The sequence below is a fragment of the Capnocytophaga granulosa ATCC 51502 genome (genome assembly GCF_000411115.1).
Lineage (GTDB): Bacteria > Bacteroidota > Bacteroidia > Flavobacteriales > Flavobacteriaceae > Capnocytophaga > Capnocytophaga granulosa.
This window is the reverse complement of record NZ_KE150242.1, coordinates 14035-30453: the sequence shown is the minus strand read 5'-3', so window position 1 is coordinate 30453 and position 16419 is coordinate 14035. Positions and strand designations below refer to the sequence as shown.

Annotated in this window: 15 protein-coding genes and 2 tRNA genes; 13 read left to right on the top strand and 4 right to left on the bottom strand. The window is 42.6% G+C overall.

Going from position 1 to position 16419, the window contains the following annotated elements; all coding sequences use genetic code 11:
* The first annotated feature begins 7 nt into the window (after window positions 1-7).
* The 13 genes from HMPREF9331_RS00150 to HMPREF9331_RS00095 all read left to right on the top strand — a co-directional run bounded on the left by HMPREF9331_RS00150 (window position 8) and on the right by HMPREF9331_RS00095 (window position 8117).
* The gene (locus tag HMPREF9331_RS00150; protein WP_016419182.1) at window positions 8-502 is read left to right on the top strand and encodes a hypothetical protein; all 495 of its coding nucleotides are present in this window, start codon (window positions 8-10) and stop codon (window positions 500-502) included.
* A gap of 16 nt (window positions 503-518) precedes the next feature.
* Window positions 519-938, top strand: a complete 420-nt coding sequence (locus HMPREF9331_RS00145) for a VOC family protein (RefSeq protein WP_016419181.1) — start codon at window positions 519-521, stop codon at window positions 936-938.
* 5 nt (window positions 939-943) lie between these two features.
* Window positions 944-1393, top strand: coding sequence for an NTF2 fold immunity protein (locus HMPREF9331_RS00140; RefSeq protein WP_016419180.1), 450 nt, complete (start codon window positions 944-946; stop codon window positions 1391-1393).
* A gap of 28 nt (window positions 1394-1421) precedes the next feature.
* Window positions 1422-2483, top strand: coding sequence for a PDDEXK nuclease domain-containing protein (locus tag HMPREF9331_RS00135; RefSeq protein ID WP_016419179.1), 1062 nt, complete (start codon window positions 1422-1424; stop codon window positions 2481-2483).
* Window positions 2484-2502: 19 nt separating this feature from the next.
* Complete coding sequence (locus HMPREF9331_RS13410; protein ID WP_016419178.1) at window positions 2503-2637, top strand: hypothetical protein; 135 nt, start codon at window positions 2503-2505, stop codon at window positions 2635-2637.
* Between the two features lie 94 nt (window positions 2638-2731).
* The gene (locus HMPREF9331_RS00130) at window positions 2732-3142 is read left to right on the top strand and encodes a hypothetical protein (RefSeq protein WP_016419177.1); all 411 of its coding nucleotides are present in this window, start codon (window positions 2732-2734) and stop codon (window positions 3140-3142) included.
* Window positions 3139-3621, top strand: a complete 483-nt coding sequence (locus HMPREF9331_RS00125; RefSeq protein ID WP_016419176.1) for a hypothetical protein — start codon at window positions 3139-3141, stop codon at window positions 3619-3621. The genes HMPREF9331_RS00130 and HMPREF9331_RS00125 overlap by 4 nt, the downstream gene beginning before the upstream one ends.
* Before the next feature lie 69 nt (window positions 3622-3690).
* A complete protein-coding gene (locus tag HMPREF9331_RS00120; protein WP_016419175.1) occupies window positions 3691-4302 on the top strand; it encodes a DJ-1/PfpI family protein in 612 nt (203 codons plus the stop codon).
* 15 nt (window positions 4303-4317) lie between these two features.
* The gene (locus HMPREF9331_RS00115) at window positions 4318-5469 is read left to right on the top strand and encodes an ABC transporter permease (protein ID WP_016419174.1); all 1152 of its coding nucleotides are present in this window, start codon (window positions 4318-4320) and stop codon (window positions 5467-5469) included.
* Window positions 5456-6640 (top strand): ABC transporter permease, encoded by a 1185-nt coding sequence (locus tag HMPREF9331_RS00110; protein WP_016419173.1) that lies wholly within the window; start codon window positions 5456-5458, stop codon window positions 6638-6640. The genes HMPREF9331_RS00115 and HMPREF9331_RS00110 overlap by 14 nt, the downstream gene beginning before the upstream one ends.
* A 224-nt stretch (window positions 6641-6864) precedes the next feature.
* Window positions 6865-6937: transfer RNA gene (locus tag HMPREF9331_RS00105), tRNA-Gly, on the top strand.
* A 26-nt stretch (window positions 6938-6963) separates the two neighbouring features.
* Window positions 6964-7049: transfer RNA gene (locus HMPREF9331_RS00100), tRNA-Leu, on the top strand.
* 258 nt (window positions 7050-7307) lie between these two features.
* Complete coding sequence (locus tag HMPREF9331_RS00095; protein WP_016419172.1) at window positions 7308-8117, top strand: hypothetical protein; 810 nt, start codon at window positions 7308-7310, stop codon at window positions 8115-8117.
* Window positions 8118-8163: 46 nt separating this feature from the next.
* On the opposite strand, the gene HMPREF9331_RS00090 is transcribed toward HMPREF9331_RS00095, so the two are convergent.
* The 4 genes from HMPREF9331_RS00090 to HMPREF9331_RS00075 all read right to left on the bottom strand — a co-directional run bounded on the left by HMPREF9331_RS00090 (window position 8164) and on the right by HMPREF9331_RS00075 (window position 16415).
* Window positions 8164-9711 (bottom strand): RagB/SusD family nutrient uptake outer membrane protein, encoded by a 1548-nt coding sequence (locus HMPREF9331_RS00090; RefSeq protein ID WP_016419171.1) that lies wholly within the window; start codon window positions 9709-9711, stop codon window positions 8164-8166.
* A gap of 6 nt (window positions 9712-9717) precedes the next feature.
* Window positions 9718-12774 carry a SusC/RagA family TonB-linked outer membrane protein gene (locus HMPREF9331_RS00085; protein WP_016419170.1) on the bottom strand — a complete coding sequence of 1019 codons (3057 nt, stop codon included), beginning with the start codon at window positions 12772-12774 and terminating at the stop codon, window positions 9718-9720.
* Between the two features lie 200 nt (window positions 12775-12974).
* The gene (locus tag HMPREF9331_RS00080) at window positions 12975-13547 is read right to left on the bottom strand and encodes a hypothetical protein (RefSeq protein WP_016419169.1); all 573 of its coding nucleotides are present in this window, start codon (window positions 13545-13547) and stop codon (window positions 12975-12977) included.
* A 738-nt stretch (window positions 13548-14285) separates the two neighbouring features.
* The gene (locus HMPREF9331_RS00075; protein ID WP_016419168.1) at window positions 14286-16415 is read right to left on the bottom strand and encodes a TonB-dependent receptor; all 2130 of its coding nucleotides are present in this window, start codon (window positions 16413-16415) and stop codon (window positions 14286-14288) included.
* Between the last annotated feature and the right edge of the window lie 4 nt (window positions 16416-16419).

The following is a 16419-nucleotide window of genomic DNA, read 5'->3' as shown; positions in this document are numbered from 1 at the left end:
CAAGATTATGTTCTCAAAGCTCAAAGATTTCTTTTGTAAAACCTATCCCATTTTTGGGTATGACTTCTTTATCCCTGTAGCCCTCTATAAGCGTATAGAAGCAGTCGAAGGGGAGGTCAGCCCCAAAAGTATTAGGCATTTCTTTAGCGAAGCGCCTTATTCCCTTAGTAAAGGACAGCTACAAATAACCCAAGAAGCCGATAAACTCCTTTTTGTACAAATAGCATTCTATGAAGAAGACAAAAGAGAGATTTTTAAGAAGGAAATAGAGGAGTATAAAGAAGTATTTCCGTTTTGGACAGTCTTCCCTCATAGTTTTTATGGAGCTCCTCGCTGGAATCAAGGCTATGAGCAGCATTATAGAGACACTTTTTTGGAATATTGGCACTCTTTAAGCATAGAAGAACAAGAAAAGTATATGGATACCTATCATTGTCCCGATGATTGGCGGCTTTGGCTTAAGGAATATCACCTATGGTGCAAAGAAAAAGGAACTTTATAAAGAAAAATATTAAAAAATGAGACAGAAATTTACACTTATCACTTTAGGTGTCCGCGACTTTAAGAAAGCTCTTGCCTTTTACGAGAACTTAGGCTGGCAAAAATCAGACAAAAGTATGGAGGAGTATGCTCTTTTCCCTTTGGGAGGAATTGTATTAGGATTATATCCTTTACAAGAACTCTCCGAAGATACTACACTACCTTATCAGTCAAGTACATTTGCAGGAATAACAATTAGTTATAATGCCAAATCAGAAGCGGAAGTAGATGCTGTTTTATCCAAAGTCTGTGAATTAGGAGCAACTATTGTCAAGCCAGCTCAAAAAGTATTTTGGGGAGGATATAGTGGCTATTTCAAGGACTTGGACGGTTACCTCTTTGAAGTTGCTTATAATCCTTTTTGGGAGTTTGACGAAAATGACAATTTAAAATTATAATCAAGATGACAGAAACAGAACAAACCCTGCGCCAGCGTTTCACTGCCTTCTTGCAAGCAATGTACGACTGGGAAACAGAAGCCAACAGAGTTGACGAAGAAGAAGTGGAGAAAAAGAAAACCCTCTCTTGGGAAGACTTTTGTAAGCAACAAACAGAGCTGCGTATCCCTATTTATAAGGAATACATCACCGAACGCGAACGCAAATATGGCGGAGCTCAGTACACCAGTCACGTCTTTCCTCCTAACTACGACCCTTCTAAAGAAAGCATTACCGAAGTGCAAATCACGGGTAAAAAAGCCTCTATATTTACCGATAGAGAGTACGCAAAAATGAATTACAAGCGCGAATACAAATACAAACTTGTAGAGGCTCGCTGGCTATTAGACACTATCAAAGAACAGTATTTGCCTGAAAGCAGAGATCCCGAAAAGTGGAAGAGTGTAATTATATAAACTTATCAAAATTCTTAAAACAACCACAATGAAAGAAGCCCCTACTTTTACCTTTGGAGCACAAAACCTCCCCAATAAAGAATATCACCAATGGCTGATAGAAATCAAACAACGATTCCAGCAATCGCAAATCAAAACAGCCATAAAGGTGAATACTGCCCTTTTAGAGTTCTACTGGAGCTTGGGTAGTGATATCGTAAAAATGCAAACCGAAAAGGCTTGGGGTAGTGGTTTTATCAACCAACTAAGTTTGGATTTGAAAGAAGCTTTCCCTGAAGCTACTGGTTTTTCAACTACCAACATCAAATATATAAGAAGATGGTATTTGTTTTATTATCAAGAGCTTACAAAAAGTCACCAAGTTGGTAACTTTTTAGAGATGCCTAAAGATTTTGGTTTAATACCTTGGAGGCATCACATTGAAATGATATCAAAATGCAATTCTATCTCTGAGGCTCTATTCTATATCAAGCAGACGATCATTCATAATTGGAGCAGGGTACAATTAGTGCATACCATAGAGAGTAACCTCTTTGAACGACAAGGGAAAGCTATTAGCAATTTTGACACTCAATTGCCTATCCCTCAAGCTAATTTGGCTACCGAAATTCTCAAAGACCCTTATAATTTCGATTTTCTTTCCCTTGCCAAAGACTATTCCGAACGAGAGCTTGAAGAGGCTTTGATGCAAAACATTACTCGCTTTTTGTTGGAATTAGGACAAGGATTCGCTTTTGTTGGGCGACAAATGGAATTGCGTATGCCCGAAGGACAGAGCTTTTTCCCCGACCTCATTTTTTACCATATTCCGATGAAGTGCTATGTAGTGGTAGAACTCAAAGTAACACTTTTCGTTCCTGAATATATCGGAAAATTGAATTTCTATGTAACTGCCGTTGATAAACTCTTGCGTGGAGAAGGCGACAATCCTACCATTGGGCTACTCATCTGTAAAGATAAAGACGAATTGCTGGTAGAATGGTCTCTCACCGATGTAAACAAGCCGCTGGGCATTGCCTCTTATCAGCTCAAAGAAATTATTGATAACACTATCGCTGAATTTGAAAAAAACAAACATAAAACCCTATAAACATATAACAATTAGCGGAATGAGCATATCAAGTTATACCACCAAGTTTGGCACTCTTACTTTCAAAGAAAAAGTCGAAGATGCGTATTTTGGGGAGGCCTCATTCCAGTGGGAGAGTGATTTCTATAAAGAAACCTTAGAACTTCCTTGTTGATGAAGAAGTTGTGAAATCAAAGAACAATACTTGCCTGAAAACAGAGACCCTGAAAAAAGGAATGTTTGAAATTTAAAAATACAATTTTACTCTTGTGAATTACAATATACTTGCCCCTCTATTAATAGCTCTTTTGGTTTGGACGTTTATATTCATTTGGTTCTCCAAGAAAAAGAAACAAGAAAAAATGAAAAGACAACAGCTTTTAACCCAAATAAAAGAACAGCTCCCTATCTCATCTTTTAAAGAGTTGTTACAAACTTTAGAAAACCTAAACTACGACCCTTCTTGGTGCTATTTCAAGACTGATACTTTTGAGAGTGGCAGCCTAGCTGTGGATAACACTTGTTTTCTGCAACGAGAAAACCAATGGGTCGTATGCCTTGCCGATTGGCATAGTTTCTCTGATGAACAGTCTTTTGATAACGAACAAGAAGCCTGCGAATATTTTGTATATAAGTATTTTCATCTTAGTAAAGAAGAAATTAATTGGTTAAAGCAATGAACATATCAAGTTATATCACCAAGTTTGGCACTCTTACTTTCAAAGAAAAAGTAGAAGATGCGTATTTTTGGGAGGCTTCATATCAGTGGAAAAGTGATTTCTACAAAGAAACCTTAGAGCTTCCTTTTTCTGTGTTTAGCAAAAGTGAAACTATCACCCCTAATACTATTGCTTTTATTGAACAAATCCTTGATAGCGCAGATAAGTTGGTTGCCAAGGCACTTTCTTATTTTCAAGAACAACTACTAATAAGCTCAGATGGCTTTCATCTTTCAGAAGAAGAAAAGCGATTGCTAAGCGTTCCCTTACAGGAAGTTCCTTTTGAAAGTCCGCAGTTCCTATTCTATGACAACAAAGAATGGATATTGCATTTTGCTGAAGGAGGTTTCAGCTTTTGCGAGCCTTATGGCGTTTCTTTTCACTTTGAAGAAGAAACCCCTATCCTAATAGAAAACTTAGAAGACGCTGAAGAAATATAATTAAATTATAATCAACAACTTACAAAAAGCCATCAAGTTGGTGACTTTTTAAAACTCATATAACATCGTATGAAAAAAATAGTATTCATCATTTTAGACAAGTTTGCCAATTGGGAACTGGCTTATCTTTCTGCTGCCCTTGGCGATAAACAATTAGGTACAGCACAATACACTGTTTTGTATGCTTCAATCGATAAAGAAGTGAAAACCTCTATCGGCAATCTCAAAGCCTTACCCGACCTTAGTATCTGGGAAGTTCCCGAAGATATTTCGGCTCTCATATTTATTGGGGCAGAAGGCTCGTGGCGTAATCTTTCTAAGGAGCAAACCGCTCAGCTGGTAACCCTTGCCCAAAAGATAAAAGCCAATGGCAAAGTGTTAGGAGCTATTTGTGATAGTGCACGCTTTTGTGCTGTGAATGGCTTGCTGAACGATGTGAAACATACCGTCAATACTTTTGATGAGATAAAAGATGCTTCTCTCTATACCAATGGCGATAAATTCGTACTTACCGCCAATGAAGCTGTATGTGATCATAAGGTAGTAACCGCCAAAGGGGATAGTGCTTTGCATTTTGCGGTAAGCGTACTACGTACTTTAGGCGATGTCCCCGAAGAGAATATACAGTTTTTCTATACCCTACACACCGAAGGCTTTCTCAAAGCAATACAAATGAACTAATTTGCTAATTATACTATGAAATATTTTAAAACCGAATGCAAGAACCTATTCCTATCACCTAAACGGCTATTTTACGTTTTGGTGTTTCCCCTTATCATTTTTGGTTTCTTTGCAGCTGTATTCTACAAAGGGGTACCCCGCGACCTGCCTATGGCGTATATCAATTACGACCAAAGTCAGCTATCCGAGAACCTTTTGCGTATGCTTGACGCCACGCCTAACATAGCTCTTACTACCAAGCTAAGCGATGAACAAGAAGCCCAACGCCTTATCCAGCAACAGCAGATCATGGGCTTTATCGTCATTCCTCAAGACTTCCAACAAAAACTCTTCAAGGGCGAAAACCAATCGGTGATCTGCTATACCAATAACCAGTTTATGCTCGGTGCAGGCCTTATCCAAAAAGATTTCCAAACCACTATAGGCATGTTCTCAGCTGGTCTTGTGATGAAAAAGAAAATGCAAAAAGGACAACAAACCGAGAGGGTACATGCCGAAGCCCAATCCGTAAAGGTAGATGATCACGGTCTGTTTAACCCTTACTCTAACTATGCCTTTTACCTGCTCACAGCACTGCTGCCCATGATGCTTCAAATGATTGTGATGATGGTAACGGTCTATGTATTGGGAGTAGAGCTGCGCTATCATCAGGGTAAGCATTGGCTCAAGCAAGCAGATGGCAGCCCTCTGAAAGCCTTGGTTGGCAAACTTCTGCCTTATACCTTAGTACTTTTCTTTGTAGCGTGGTGGATGAATTACCTACTCTTTGGGCTTATAGGTACGCCCCTGCACATTCCGATGTTCAATGTGGTACTCATTACCTTTGCCTTGGTTGTTATCTATCAGATCATAGGGATTGCTATCGTATCCTTTGCCCCCGATTTCCGCTTAGCACTTACGGTAGGTAGTGGTTTTACCGCCATTGCTTTCTCCTTTGCCGCTTATACCTTTCCTATGGAAGGACTCCCAAGGAGTATGCAGTACTTGGCACAGATATTCCCCTATGCTCATTTTATGAAATACTATGTCAATCGCGCTATCAAGGGCATTCCTATGGAGATGACATGGCAACCACTTTTGGCCTTGCTCCTCTTTGGTTTGCTGCTTATAGTGGCTTACCCTATGTTTGTAAAAAAAATAAAATCAGGTGGTTATGAAAAAGTTTAAACAGTATATTTATCAAAGTTCAGCTGACTTCACCCGTGCAATGCTCTGGGAAGCCAAATATATATTCCGTGATAGGGCGGTGTTCTTTTCATTTGTGATAGTAGCCGTATTGGTCTCCTTTCTCTATACCTACCTCTATTCGGAAGAGACCTTACAAGAACTCCCCATTGGGGTGGTTGATGATGACCATACCTCCCAAAGCCGACAGCTACTACGTATGATTGATGCTAATAGTGGCGTGGCCATTTACAGTAGTTACCTGAACCTCTCTGAAGCGAAAAAGGCCTTTCAGCAAGAGCAAATACGCGGAATTATTACCATTCCCAGCAGCTTTTCCCGTGACCTACAACGTGGTGAGCAACCCTCTATTTCTGTATATGCTGATGCCTCCTATATGCTCTATTACAAGCAGATACTCACCGCAGCTAAAGTCTCTGCTACCTACCTTAATGCTGGGGTAGAGATGAAGCGCACTTCTGCACAGGGCAAACTCCCCTCTCAAGTTCGTGATGAGGCGATGCCCGTAAGTGCCAAAGTGGTAAGCCTATACAACCCTTCTTCGGGGTATGCTACTTTCCTCATTCCTGTGGTCTTGGTCATTATCTTCCAGACGACAATCCTTACCGCTGTGGGTATCTTGGGCGGAACGATGAGAGAGAGTAACAAGCTGCGCAAAATATATCCTAATTCCAATAGTTTCTGGGGGGCACTCCCTATTGTCATGGGTAAAGCCACCACCTATTTGGCACTCTCTATGGCTATCTTGCTCATTATCTTGGGTATTGTAATGCCTCTGTTTGGTATCCCTGTGCGCAGTTCCATTCTCAGCACAATGGTATTCATGGTACCTTTTGTTCTCTCTATTGTGTTTATGGGGCTTTGCTTGCTGGGCTTTCTTCGCCGTAGGGAAGATGCCATCATGCTCATCATGTACACTTCGTTGCCTTCGGTGATGCTCACTGGTTTTTCATGGCCTACGGTAGCCATGCCAGAGTGGTTACATGCCTTTTCTTATATAGTTCCTACCACCTTAGGGGCTAAAGGCTTTGTTTCTATCACCCAAATGGGCGCCAGCCTCTCCACCATATTCCCCTACTGGGCAGGTATGTGGGGGTTATGTATCCTCTATCTTATTCTTAGTGCTTTTACCATGAAAAAAATACTTAAATAGTGACAAATGACTAATGACTAGTGACGAGTGACGAGTGACTAATGACAAGTGACGAGTGACTAATGACAAGTGATGATTTATAAGCTCGTAAAAAAACAATATATAATACACTAGTAATCATATACTTATAAAAAACATCTCATTTTTTCAAAAAAAATTTCATTTTTTCTTTGTCGGTTTGGAAAAAAGTAGTATCTTTGCACCGTCTTAGAAAGATATGAATTGCGAAAATAGCTCAGTTGGTAGAGCGCAACCTTGCCAAGGTTGAGGTCGCGGGTTCGAATCCCGTTTTTCGCTCTTTTTTTTATGTCTATATCCCAAAGGCTCGGATGGTGGAATCGGTAGACACGCTGGACTTAAAATCCAGTGGGCAGCAATGCCTGTGCGGGTTCAAGTCCCGCTCCGAGTACGACTACAATCACTACTATAGGTAGTGATTTTTTTGTTTTCTTCCTATAACACTTCCTTTTAGAAATGTGAATACCCTGATACAGTGACTGATCGGCTGGCAACTAAATATGGAATTACCCGGTAGGTGTAACCCAAAAGAATGCTGAAACTTAAGCTTCAAGTTTAACAAATAGACATTAACAATTAACCATTGACCATTAATAATTAATAATTATCTTTCGTACCTTTGCCCTTCATAAAAATTAATTTTCAAAAAATGAAGAAATTAGGAATTATTCTGCTTTTGGCAGGTACAGTCGCTTTCGGACAGAACAAGAAAACAGGTTGGGACGCGGCCAAACTTAAAGGAAAAGTAAAGACATATCGTATATTGGACTATCGCTTTGACGAACAAGGCAAACCCTTTAGAGGTAATTCGGAACTGCTAACGGAGTTCAACCCTAAGGGACGCACTACTAAGATGCAAGTCAATAACAATGGGGTACTGATGTCCTACCATGATACCTATAACGACCAAGGTTACCTAATAGAGTCCGTCTCCAAAGATGAGGAAAACAAGACACTCTCCACTAACCTCTATGAGTATGACGCACAGGGTAATCGCATCCGCCATGACCTCTTGACCGACAAAGGAGATATCTTTATGAGTACTTTCTCCAAATATAATGATAAACAACAGCTTATAGAGAAATCCAACTGTGTAGGAGGGGTGTGTGATGATAAAAGTGTTTTTACCTATGATGACAAAGGCTACCTTATCCGCGAGGACAAGTATAAGAAAGACAGCCTTACCTCCAAGACCCTTTACAAGAACGATGAAAAAGGAAATCCATTAGAACGCCTTACTTATGATGCTACTGACAAACTCATAAAGAAAGTAACTTCTACTTATGACAAGGAAGGCAATGAAACGGAAAATGTAGTCTATAAAGAAGATGGTACTATTGCCCAGAAAAAGAACTACACCTACCAGTATGATAAGAAAAAGAACTGGATCAAAAAGACGGAAAGCGAAAATGGGGAACCTTACCTTATTATAGAACAGAAATTTGAATATTATAAATAGTAATAATCGGCGGTACTGTGGTACCGCCGATTTTGTTTTATAGTTATTACCAGCCTGGGTTTTGACTCCAGCGACCTTTTTCAAAATTGATGTCGGCGGCAGGGAGTGGCCAAGTGAGTTTGTAATTGCCAGCAGGGATATTAAGCTGATAATACTCCTGAGCTGGAGAGGAGAAAATCGCCTCTACATTCTGGGGGGTGCCTCTGACTACGCCTAAGCCCCAACGCTTGATGTCGTGTAAGCGGAAGCCCTCAAAGGCTAATTCGCGGTTGCGCTCATTCTGTATCTCTGTCAGTAGTGCCTGACCTGTAGCGGTAACAGAGGTAGCTCTTAAGATACGTGCTCTTCGGAGTGCATTGAGATATACCTTGGCATTAGCCTCATCGCCATTGTGGTAAGCCGCTTCAGCTGCAATGAGGTATTGCTCGGCTATACGGAACAATTTTGGTTTGTGCATATAGGTAGGCAGTCCTGAAGAACTGGTTTTTAGGTTATTGTTATCTGGATATTTGGTAACCAAATAAATATTCCTATAGGCGGTACTTCCGTAATCTACAAAGAGTTTTTGGAGAAAAACTTTTTTCCTATAATCGGTATCTTGAAATAAATCCACGAAAGCCTGTGTAGGGATATAGCTCGGATTATAGAGGAAACGACGCTGACGACGGTCATAGTTATTAGCTCCTATATAGATATCATTAGCCTTAGGAAGCTCATCACTTCCGCCCAAGGTAAAACTTGCAGGTGCTTTGGCAAAAAGCTGAGTGATACTCTCTTTGTCATCATCTTCTTTCCAAATAGCCATTAAGTCATCTTGTGTGGTAGCCAGTGGGTATTTTCCTCCATCTATAAGGGATTTTGCCGTAGTATAAGCCTCTTGCCATGCCCCTTGGTAGAGTAGCACACGTGCCTTGAGCGCTTTGGCAGCATCTGCGGTAAAGGTAGGAGCTCCTACTGTTCCTGAGGTTTCGGACAAAAGTTCTTCGGCACGAGCGATGTCCTCCAAGATAAACTCATAGGTTTCTTTCAGTGTACTGGGTGCGGGAAAATTGGACACCTTGAACTCTCTTAGGATTGGCAATCCATAAGAGGAAGAGGCATCGTAAGCCCCACAGAAGTGCGTTACCAAATAAGTATAATAGTAGGCACGTCCTAAGTGGAGTTCGCCCAAGTTACGCTGAATTTGGGCACGCTCAGTACGTTCTCTCTCTTGGGCTATGGGCACCTTAGGAATCCCATTGAGCGCTATATTAATATCCTGAATCGCTCTGTAATGAGCCATCCAAATGGCAGCGGTGGTGCTATTGGAAGAAGTAAAGTCCGTCCATCGGTGCAATTCGGGGAGGATTTCGTTGTTACGACGAACGGCATTGAGGAAATCGGCCTGTACATCGGAGCTATACATGGTATTTCCATAAGTATTATCACGCAGTCCGTCATACATTCCATTGACCCAATACTGAGCGTCCTCCACATTGAGGAATGATTTCTGCTCACTCAGCTCATTGAAGGGCTCTTGCTCTAACTTGACACAGCTCTGCAAGGAGAGCGCCGCAAGGGTATATAGTGGTAATTTGTTAAGTATCTTTTTCATTGCTTTTTAAAATTTAAGTTCAACCCCGAAAGAAAACTGACGAGAAGGTGGATAACCTCCCAAGGATATAGGATTAGAGAACTCAGGGTCTGCTCCTTCGTAATTGGTGAGAGTAAAGATGTTACGTGCGGTACCATAGAGACGTACTCCGCCAAAGAAACCTATCTGCTCGATCACCTCCTTAGGTAGGTTGTAGCTCAAGGATATACTTTTTAGGCGTAAGAAATCGGCCTTCTGTATCAGGCGAGCATCTCCTGAATAGATAAAGGTAGCTTCGGTAATCTTAGGATGGCGGGTATTGTCTCCAGCATTTTTCCAATAATCGAAAGCCTTACGGCTGATATTACCAGAGGCAAAGGAACCAGGGTTTTCGCTATAGCGCATATCATTATTCACTTTCCAGTTACCCACAGTGAAAGAGAAATTCATATCCAAGCTAAAGGCACGATAAGTAACTGTCCAACCGAAACCTCCATTGAGTGGGGCATGCATCTTCTTACCTGTGGTCTGTGCCAATTTAGAATTATAGGTAGTGGTTATCTGGTTATCATCGGTTTGGGTTTCCATTTTATCTTCACCAGGGAGGTACCACTGTGTAAGTCCTGTATTGGGATCTACCCCCTTGCGCAATACAGCGGTATATTCCAAGGCACGACCTACCTTAAAGCCCAAGTTGCTATTGAGACTCACGAGGGATTCGCGTCCTTCGAAGATCTCGGTAATCTTCTGCTGGTTATAGTTCATATTGAAGTAAGGGCGTACGCTTAGGTTGTTACCCTCATCATAATACACACGAGAGGAGATACTTACATCAATCCCTTGGTTTTGCATTCCTCCAGAGTTTCCATAGAGTTGGGTACGTCCGCTAGTAGAGTTATTATCTCGGTAAGCCAATACATCGTAGGTACGACGGTGGTAGTACTCCACATTGAGTGAGGTATTATGTAGAATCACCGCATTGAGTCCTACACTTGTTTTCTTTTGTTCCTCCCAACGAATATCAGGGTTTCCTATACGGCTAAGGGTATAACCTATCTCAGAATTATATAGTTGAGAAGGGCTTACTACGTTGATATTGCTGTAGTTAAGTCCGCCTGCATTTCCAGAAATCCCTGTACTAAAGCGTAAGTTAAGATCGGTAAGCCATTTTACATTTTCAAGGAAAGCCTCTTTTTTGAGTTTCCACATAGCCCCTACTGCCCAGAAGTTGGCATAGCGGTTGTTCTCTCCAAAGTTAGACGAACCATCACGACGACCAGAAAGGTCTAAGAAATAACGATTCAGGTAATCATATTCCAATCGTGCAAAATAGGAGTTGAAAGTGCTTACTGTCTTGCTATCACCTGTTGCCACTTCCTTAGTCCCATGAGAGAGCATAGAAAGCCCATCGGAAGGCTGTCCTGTGGTACGAGATTCCAAGGCCTTATAGATATTCTCAATAGACTCCTGTCCTAAAAGGGCGGTAAAGCTATGAGCGTTGCCCAGCATAAACTTGTATTCCAAGGTATTGGTAAAGGTCTTTCTATACGACTTATCATAAGAAACCTGAGTGGAGGCCGTGTTCTCATAGCCAAATTGGTAATCGGTAAAGGAACGCAAGTGCTTTTGCTGAGATTCTCCATCGCTGTATTGTACCCCTGCTTGGGTCTTGAATACCAACTTCTTGATAGGCTCAATTGTCAAATACCCTATAGGCATCACATCGGTTCCATAGGAAGCTGAAGGATTTTTTTCAGCCTCATACTCAGGGTGATAGAATCCAGTGGCTCGTCCTGTAAGTCCTCTGATAAAGTTCTTACGAGTACCATCGGGATTGGTAGGGCTATACAGAGGTAAGGCCAATACCCTTGCCCCTGAAGTAGTAGAGCGTCCGCCCTCTCTTTCGCTATAGCCTACAGAGAGTGATAGTCCTGCTTTAAGCCAACTGTTGATACGGGTATCCACATTGGTGTTGAGATTATAGCGGTGATAATCCACAGAAGGAGCGGTAGATCCTTCCTGCTTTAGGTAACCTGCCGAAAGGTAATAGGTAGTAGAGGCTGTTCCTCCAGAGACAGAGACATCGGTACGGGTAGTAGGTACGAAGTCACGGAAGAAGATTTTGTCCCAACGTGTATTATAAGGATTCTCGGCCAAGATCTTCTCAATAGCTGCCTGAGTCTGTGCGGGTGTATTTCCTGACACTCCAGCGGCAGAGCGGATAGCGGCAGGGTCACGCTGTGCCCAGAAATCCAAGTATTCACGAGGGGTCATCATATCATCGAAGAAGCGGCGGCTGGCACTGGTTATGGCATTGAACCCCACTTGGTGGCTTACACTGATGTGGGTTTGCTCATTGTATTTACCACGCTTGGTAGTGATGAGAATCACCCCATTGGCAGCACGAGACCCATAGATAGAGGTAGAGGCTGCATCCTTGAGTACGGTGACACTCTCTATATCATTGGGGTTGAGGTCAGTCATAATCCCTGAGCTTACCTGCATTCCATCGACAATATAAAGCGGTGTCTGGTTAGATACACTTCCTTTAAGCGCTGACTGGAAGTTGTTAAACCCGTGAATCAGTACACTGGAAGCATCGCCTGGTCGTCCTGAGCCTGTGGTAACGACCATCCCCGCTACACGTCCTGCGAGTGCATCCATGGCATTGGCATCGGGGGTACGAGCGATTTCCTGCCCTTGTACTGTTGCCACTGAAGCCACGGTCTTGCTCCCTACCTTAGGCGCTCCATAGCCAGTGAAGACAAGGCCTGTGTCTATTTCTTGTACATCGTCCTGAAGCACCACATTGATCACCGTATTCTTTTTGGTCACGGGTTTCTCTACAGGCTTCATCCCCAAGAAAGAGTAGTAGAGCACATCGCCCACATTGGCCTCAATCGTATAAGCTCCCTTATCGTTGGTTGTAGCCCCACGGCTGGTGCCTTTGATAAGGATATAAGTACCCAAGATAGGTTCGCCTTGGGCATCCTTTACCGTCCCTGTGACGGTAACTTTTTGCGCTAAAGCCGCTTGCACAGCTATGATAAACAACGCAAATACATAGAAAAACTTTAATCTCATTTCTGTAGTTTTGAGGGGGGCAAATATCCTAAAATAAAACGAAATTTCCAAATTTTTTTTGGGGTTTCATCCATTTGCCTATGTGTTAATTTGCCTATGAGAGCATAAAACAACCCCTCTTATAAGATGCTATAAATTGTTTCTCTACTACGCTGCCAAAGACGACTCTTAAATAGCTTCATGTTTTCACTCTTCTCTTTTCACTTTTCACTTATAATGGGTGGCGGTCGTGAGCTTATCAGCAGCTTTCTGTAGTCATTATGGTACCTACCTGCTGCATAGTGCCGTATCATAGGCGACCCAATCAAGGTGGTGTCCTTGTACAAATGAGCTGTGATATAGGGGCACGGGTGACAAACCTTACGGGGCTTGGTCGCTTGGTTGCAGTTCCTATTAGCGTCCTTGACACAAGGGCGCTGACGACAAACCTTACGGGGTTTGGTCGTATGATAGGAAGGTTTTATAATTGTATGGTTTAGCTCTTGCTGAAAAGGCTTCTCCTTTTTCTTCCAAGGAGAAGGGGTTACTAAAAAGGCTGGGGTATCTATTTGGGATTGTGGGGATTGTGGGGATTGTGGGGATTGTGGGGATTGTGGGGATTGAGGTTGAGCAGGCGCTGGACGAGCTTCACGCTTCTGAAGCCAACCTTCTAAGCGCATAATCAGACGAATAGCCGCGATGCTTTGGCTAATGGTAGCCACTACGGTCTTCCCATTGCTCTCTATCGCCTCACGACGGGCATATTTCCAAAGTATTGATAAAGCCTCTTCCATAACAACTACTTAAGTAAAAAGTAAAAGGTAAAAAGTAAAAAGTAAAAAGTGAACCATCTGCTAATCTTTGTAACGTGAGTTCAACGTAAGCAAATTATATTTTTTCTCCCACAGATTCCACGGATTTTCACGGAGAGAATGATACAACAACTAAGCGTAATGTTGTAATTTCCACGGATAAATAAGGCCTTTGGCCTTATAAAAATCTGTGTAAATCGCAACAGCACAATTACACAAACATAGAAAATCTGCGAAATCCGTGAAAATCTGTGGGAACTTTCGTTATATCGAACTTACGTTAAATTATTGATTAGTGCCAATGATTAACAACTACTAATACGCTGCAAAATTACAACATTTAGAATAGGAAAGTCAAGGAAAAGAGGGGCGAGAAGTAAGAATTTATACAATAAAAAATAATGTTAAGTATTTAACAGAAGTCAGTGGTCAGCCTTTTATCAGAAGTCAGTGGTCAGAAGTCAGTGGTCAGTCTATTGCGACTAACCTCTGACATCTGACCACTGAAAACTGTTGTCTGACTACTGTCGTCTGTCGTCTGACTACTGATAACTGTCATCTGACCACTGAAAACTGACATCTGACGACTGAAAACTGGTGTCTGACTACTGATAACTGACATCTGACGACTGAAAACTGGTGTCTGACCACTGAAAACTGTCGTCTGACTACTGAAAACTGACGTCTGACTACTGAAAACTGACGTCTGACTACTGACGCCTAGTATCTGTAAGTAAGATTTAGGTTGAAGTAGCGGCCGTTGCCACGAGCATATTCGGCATCGCGGGCTACGAGCATGGAGGCGGGGGTATAATACACCTTATCGGCGAGGTTCTCTACCCCTAAGCCCAAGGATAGATTCTTGTTGAAGGTATAACCTGCACTGAGAGAGAAGAGGTCTATAGGGAAAACAACCCCTTCGCCTTCGGTGTATACCCCTTTGTTATCTGGAGTAAAGCGATCTCGGCTGCCTGTGTGTAGGTAATTGACCTGAAGGTAGCTCTTAGCCGTTGGGGTAACCCTTACATAAGCGCTTGCCTTAGGCGCAGGAATGGAAGTGCCACTCATATAACCGTCCCAAGGGCCATCTTCGGAGGATTTCTTTTCTCCCTCAAAGGAGATAAAGCTACCGCCAAGGGTAAGCCAATCGGTAGGGAAGATATCCGCATTGACCTCAAAACCATATATCTTTTGGGGACTTCTATCCACTACCCAAAAACCACTTACCGACTTGAGGTCGCTACCGAGTTTGGAGTAAGTGTAGAAGTAAGAGCCACTTAGGTGTACATATTTACCTATTTCGGAATAAGCCCCTATCTCATAATTATCCGTTTTGACAGGTTCTGTGTTGATCTTAGAAAGCACATCGGCCTTAGCTGCACGGAGAGTACGACCTAAGTCAAAGATAGAAAATCCTTGAGAATAGGAAGCAAAAGGCTGGAAGTACTTGATTTGGTTGTAAGCAATCCCCACATTGGGAGAGAGGTTGTTATAGGAAAGTTCTCCGCCTTTTACATAGACACGAGGATCGGTGTTTTTAAGTCTAAGCACCTGATAGTCTGGCACTGCCACGTCTATATAGTCATAGCGAAGTCCTGCCTTGAGTACATAGTGGGTGAAGAAAGTGGTTTTGGTTTGCAAGAAAGGAGCTGAGTTATAGGAGGTCAGTTCAGGCATCCAGTAGCGTCCGTCTACAAGGGGCTGACTGGTCTTGTCAATCAAGGCATCTACCCCATAGAGCAGCTGGGTAAAAATGTTTTCCCCAAAGAGCAATTTGGTAGTAAGTTGGGTACGGATTCCATATTTCTCACCTTTTACGGTTGCTTGCCCGCTGGAGCTTTCCCAACGTGGACTCTTGGCGTTATGCTTGCGATAGTCAAAGATGGCGTACTGGTGTTGGGTAAAGGCGGAGAGTTCTAGGTCGGTATGAGCGAAGATATTATTGGAATTGAACTTCACATAAGCATTATGATTATAGCGCATACCCTCATCTTCGGCGGCAGGGTCTTTGCTACCATAGACTCCTATACGCGGCTGTTGTAGATATTTCCCTCCAGAGGCGACCAAAGGAGTATGTTGCAAACTCTGATAGAAGTTGTACATAGCCTCCACTTTGTTATCCTCATCAAACTGGTAGCCGAGCTTTATAAGACCATTATAGGTACGAACATCACCCAAGCCATAGCGCGGAGAGATGTACTCCCCTGCCCCATCCACAGCCGAACCCGTTTGTGTAAGGGTGCCGTCAAGTAAGTAAGAAAAGCCTTTGTAGTTACCTGAGAACTGCTGATTGAAGCGGTAGCCAAAGCCTCTGTTTTCCTTGAAAGAGTCTCTGGCTGAAGCCCCTAAGGAGGTCTGCCCACTGAAAGCTACCCCTTTAGGTGCTTTCTTGGTTACAATATTCATAATCCCCCCGATAGCACCATTCCCATAAATAGCGGTAGAACCTTTCACGATCTCAATTCGCTCTACTGCCGCAGGGTCTATAGAGCGTATATCACGGTCGGTAGAGCGCAAGGGCGTAGATTGGGGAATCCCATCAATAAGCACTAAGAGTGCACGCCCGCGTAAGTTCTGATAGCGGTTGTTAGTCGTATTGGTAGAGAGTGCCATGGCTGGCTCAATCATTCCAATAAGGTGCGACATATCGGGCGCGATCTTAATAAACTGTTGCAGTTTCTTTTGGTCAATAATCGTTACATTGGCTACCGCATCGGTTTTTTTCTCCTCTATACGATTAGCCGTAATGACTACCTCTTCCAAGCCTAAGGTATCACGCTCCATACTACTGGGCTGCTGTGCATAGCCCGTAAATGTTAAGCCCAAGGCCATAATTACCATTTTCTTCATAAAA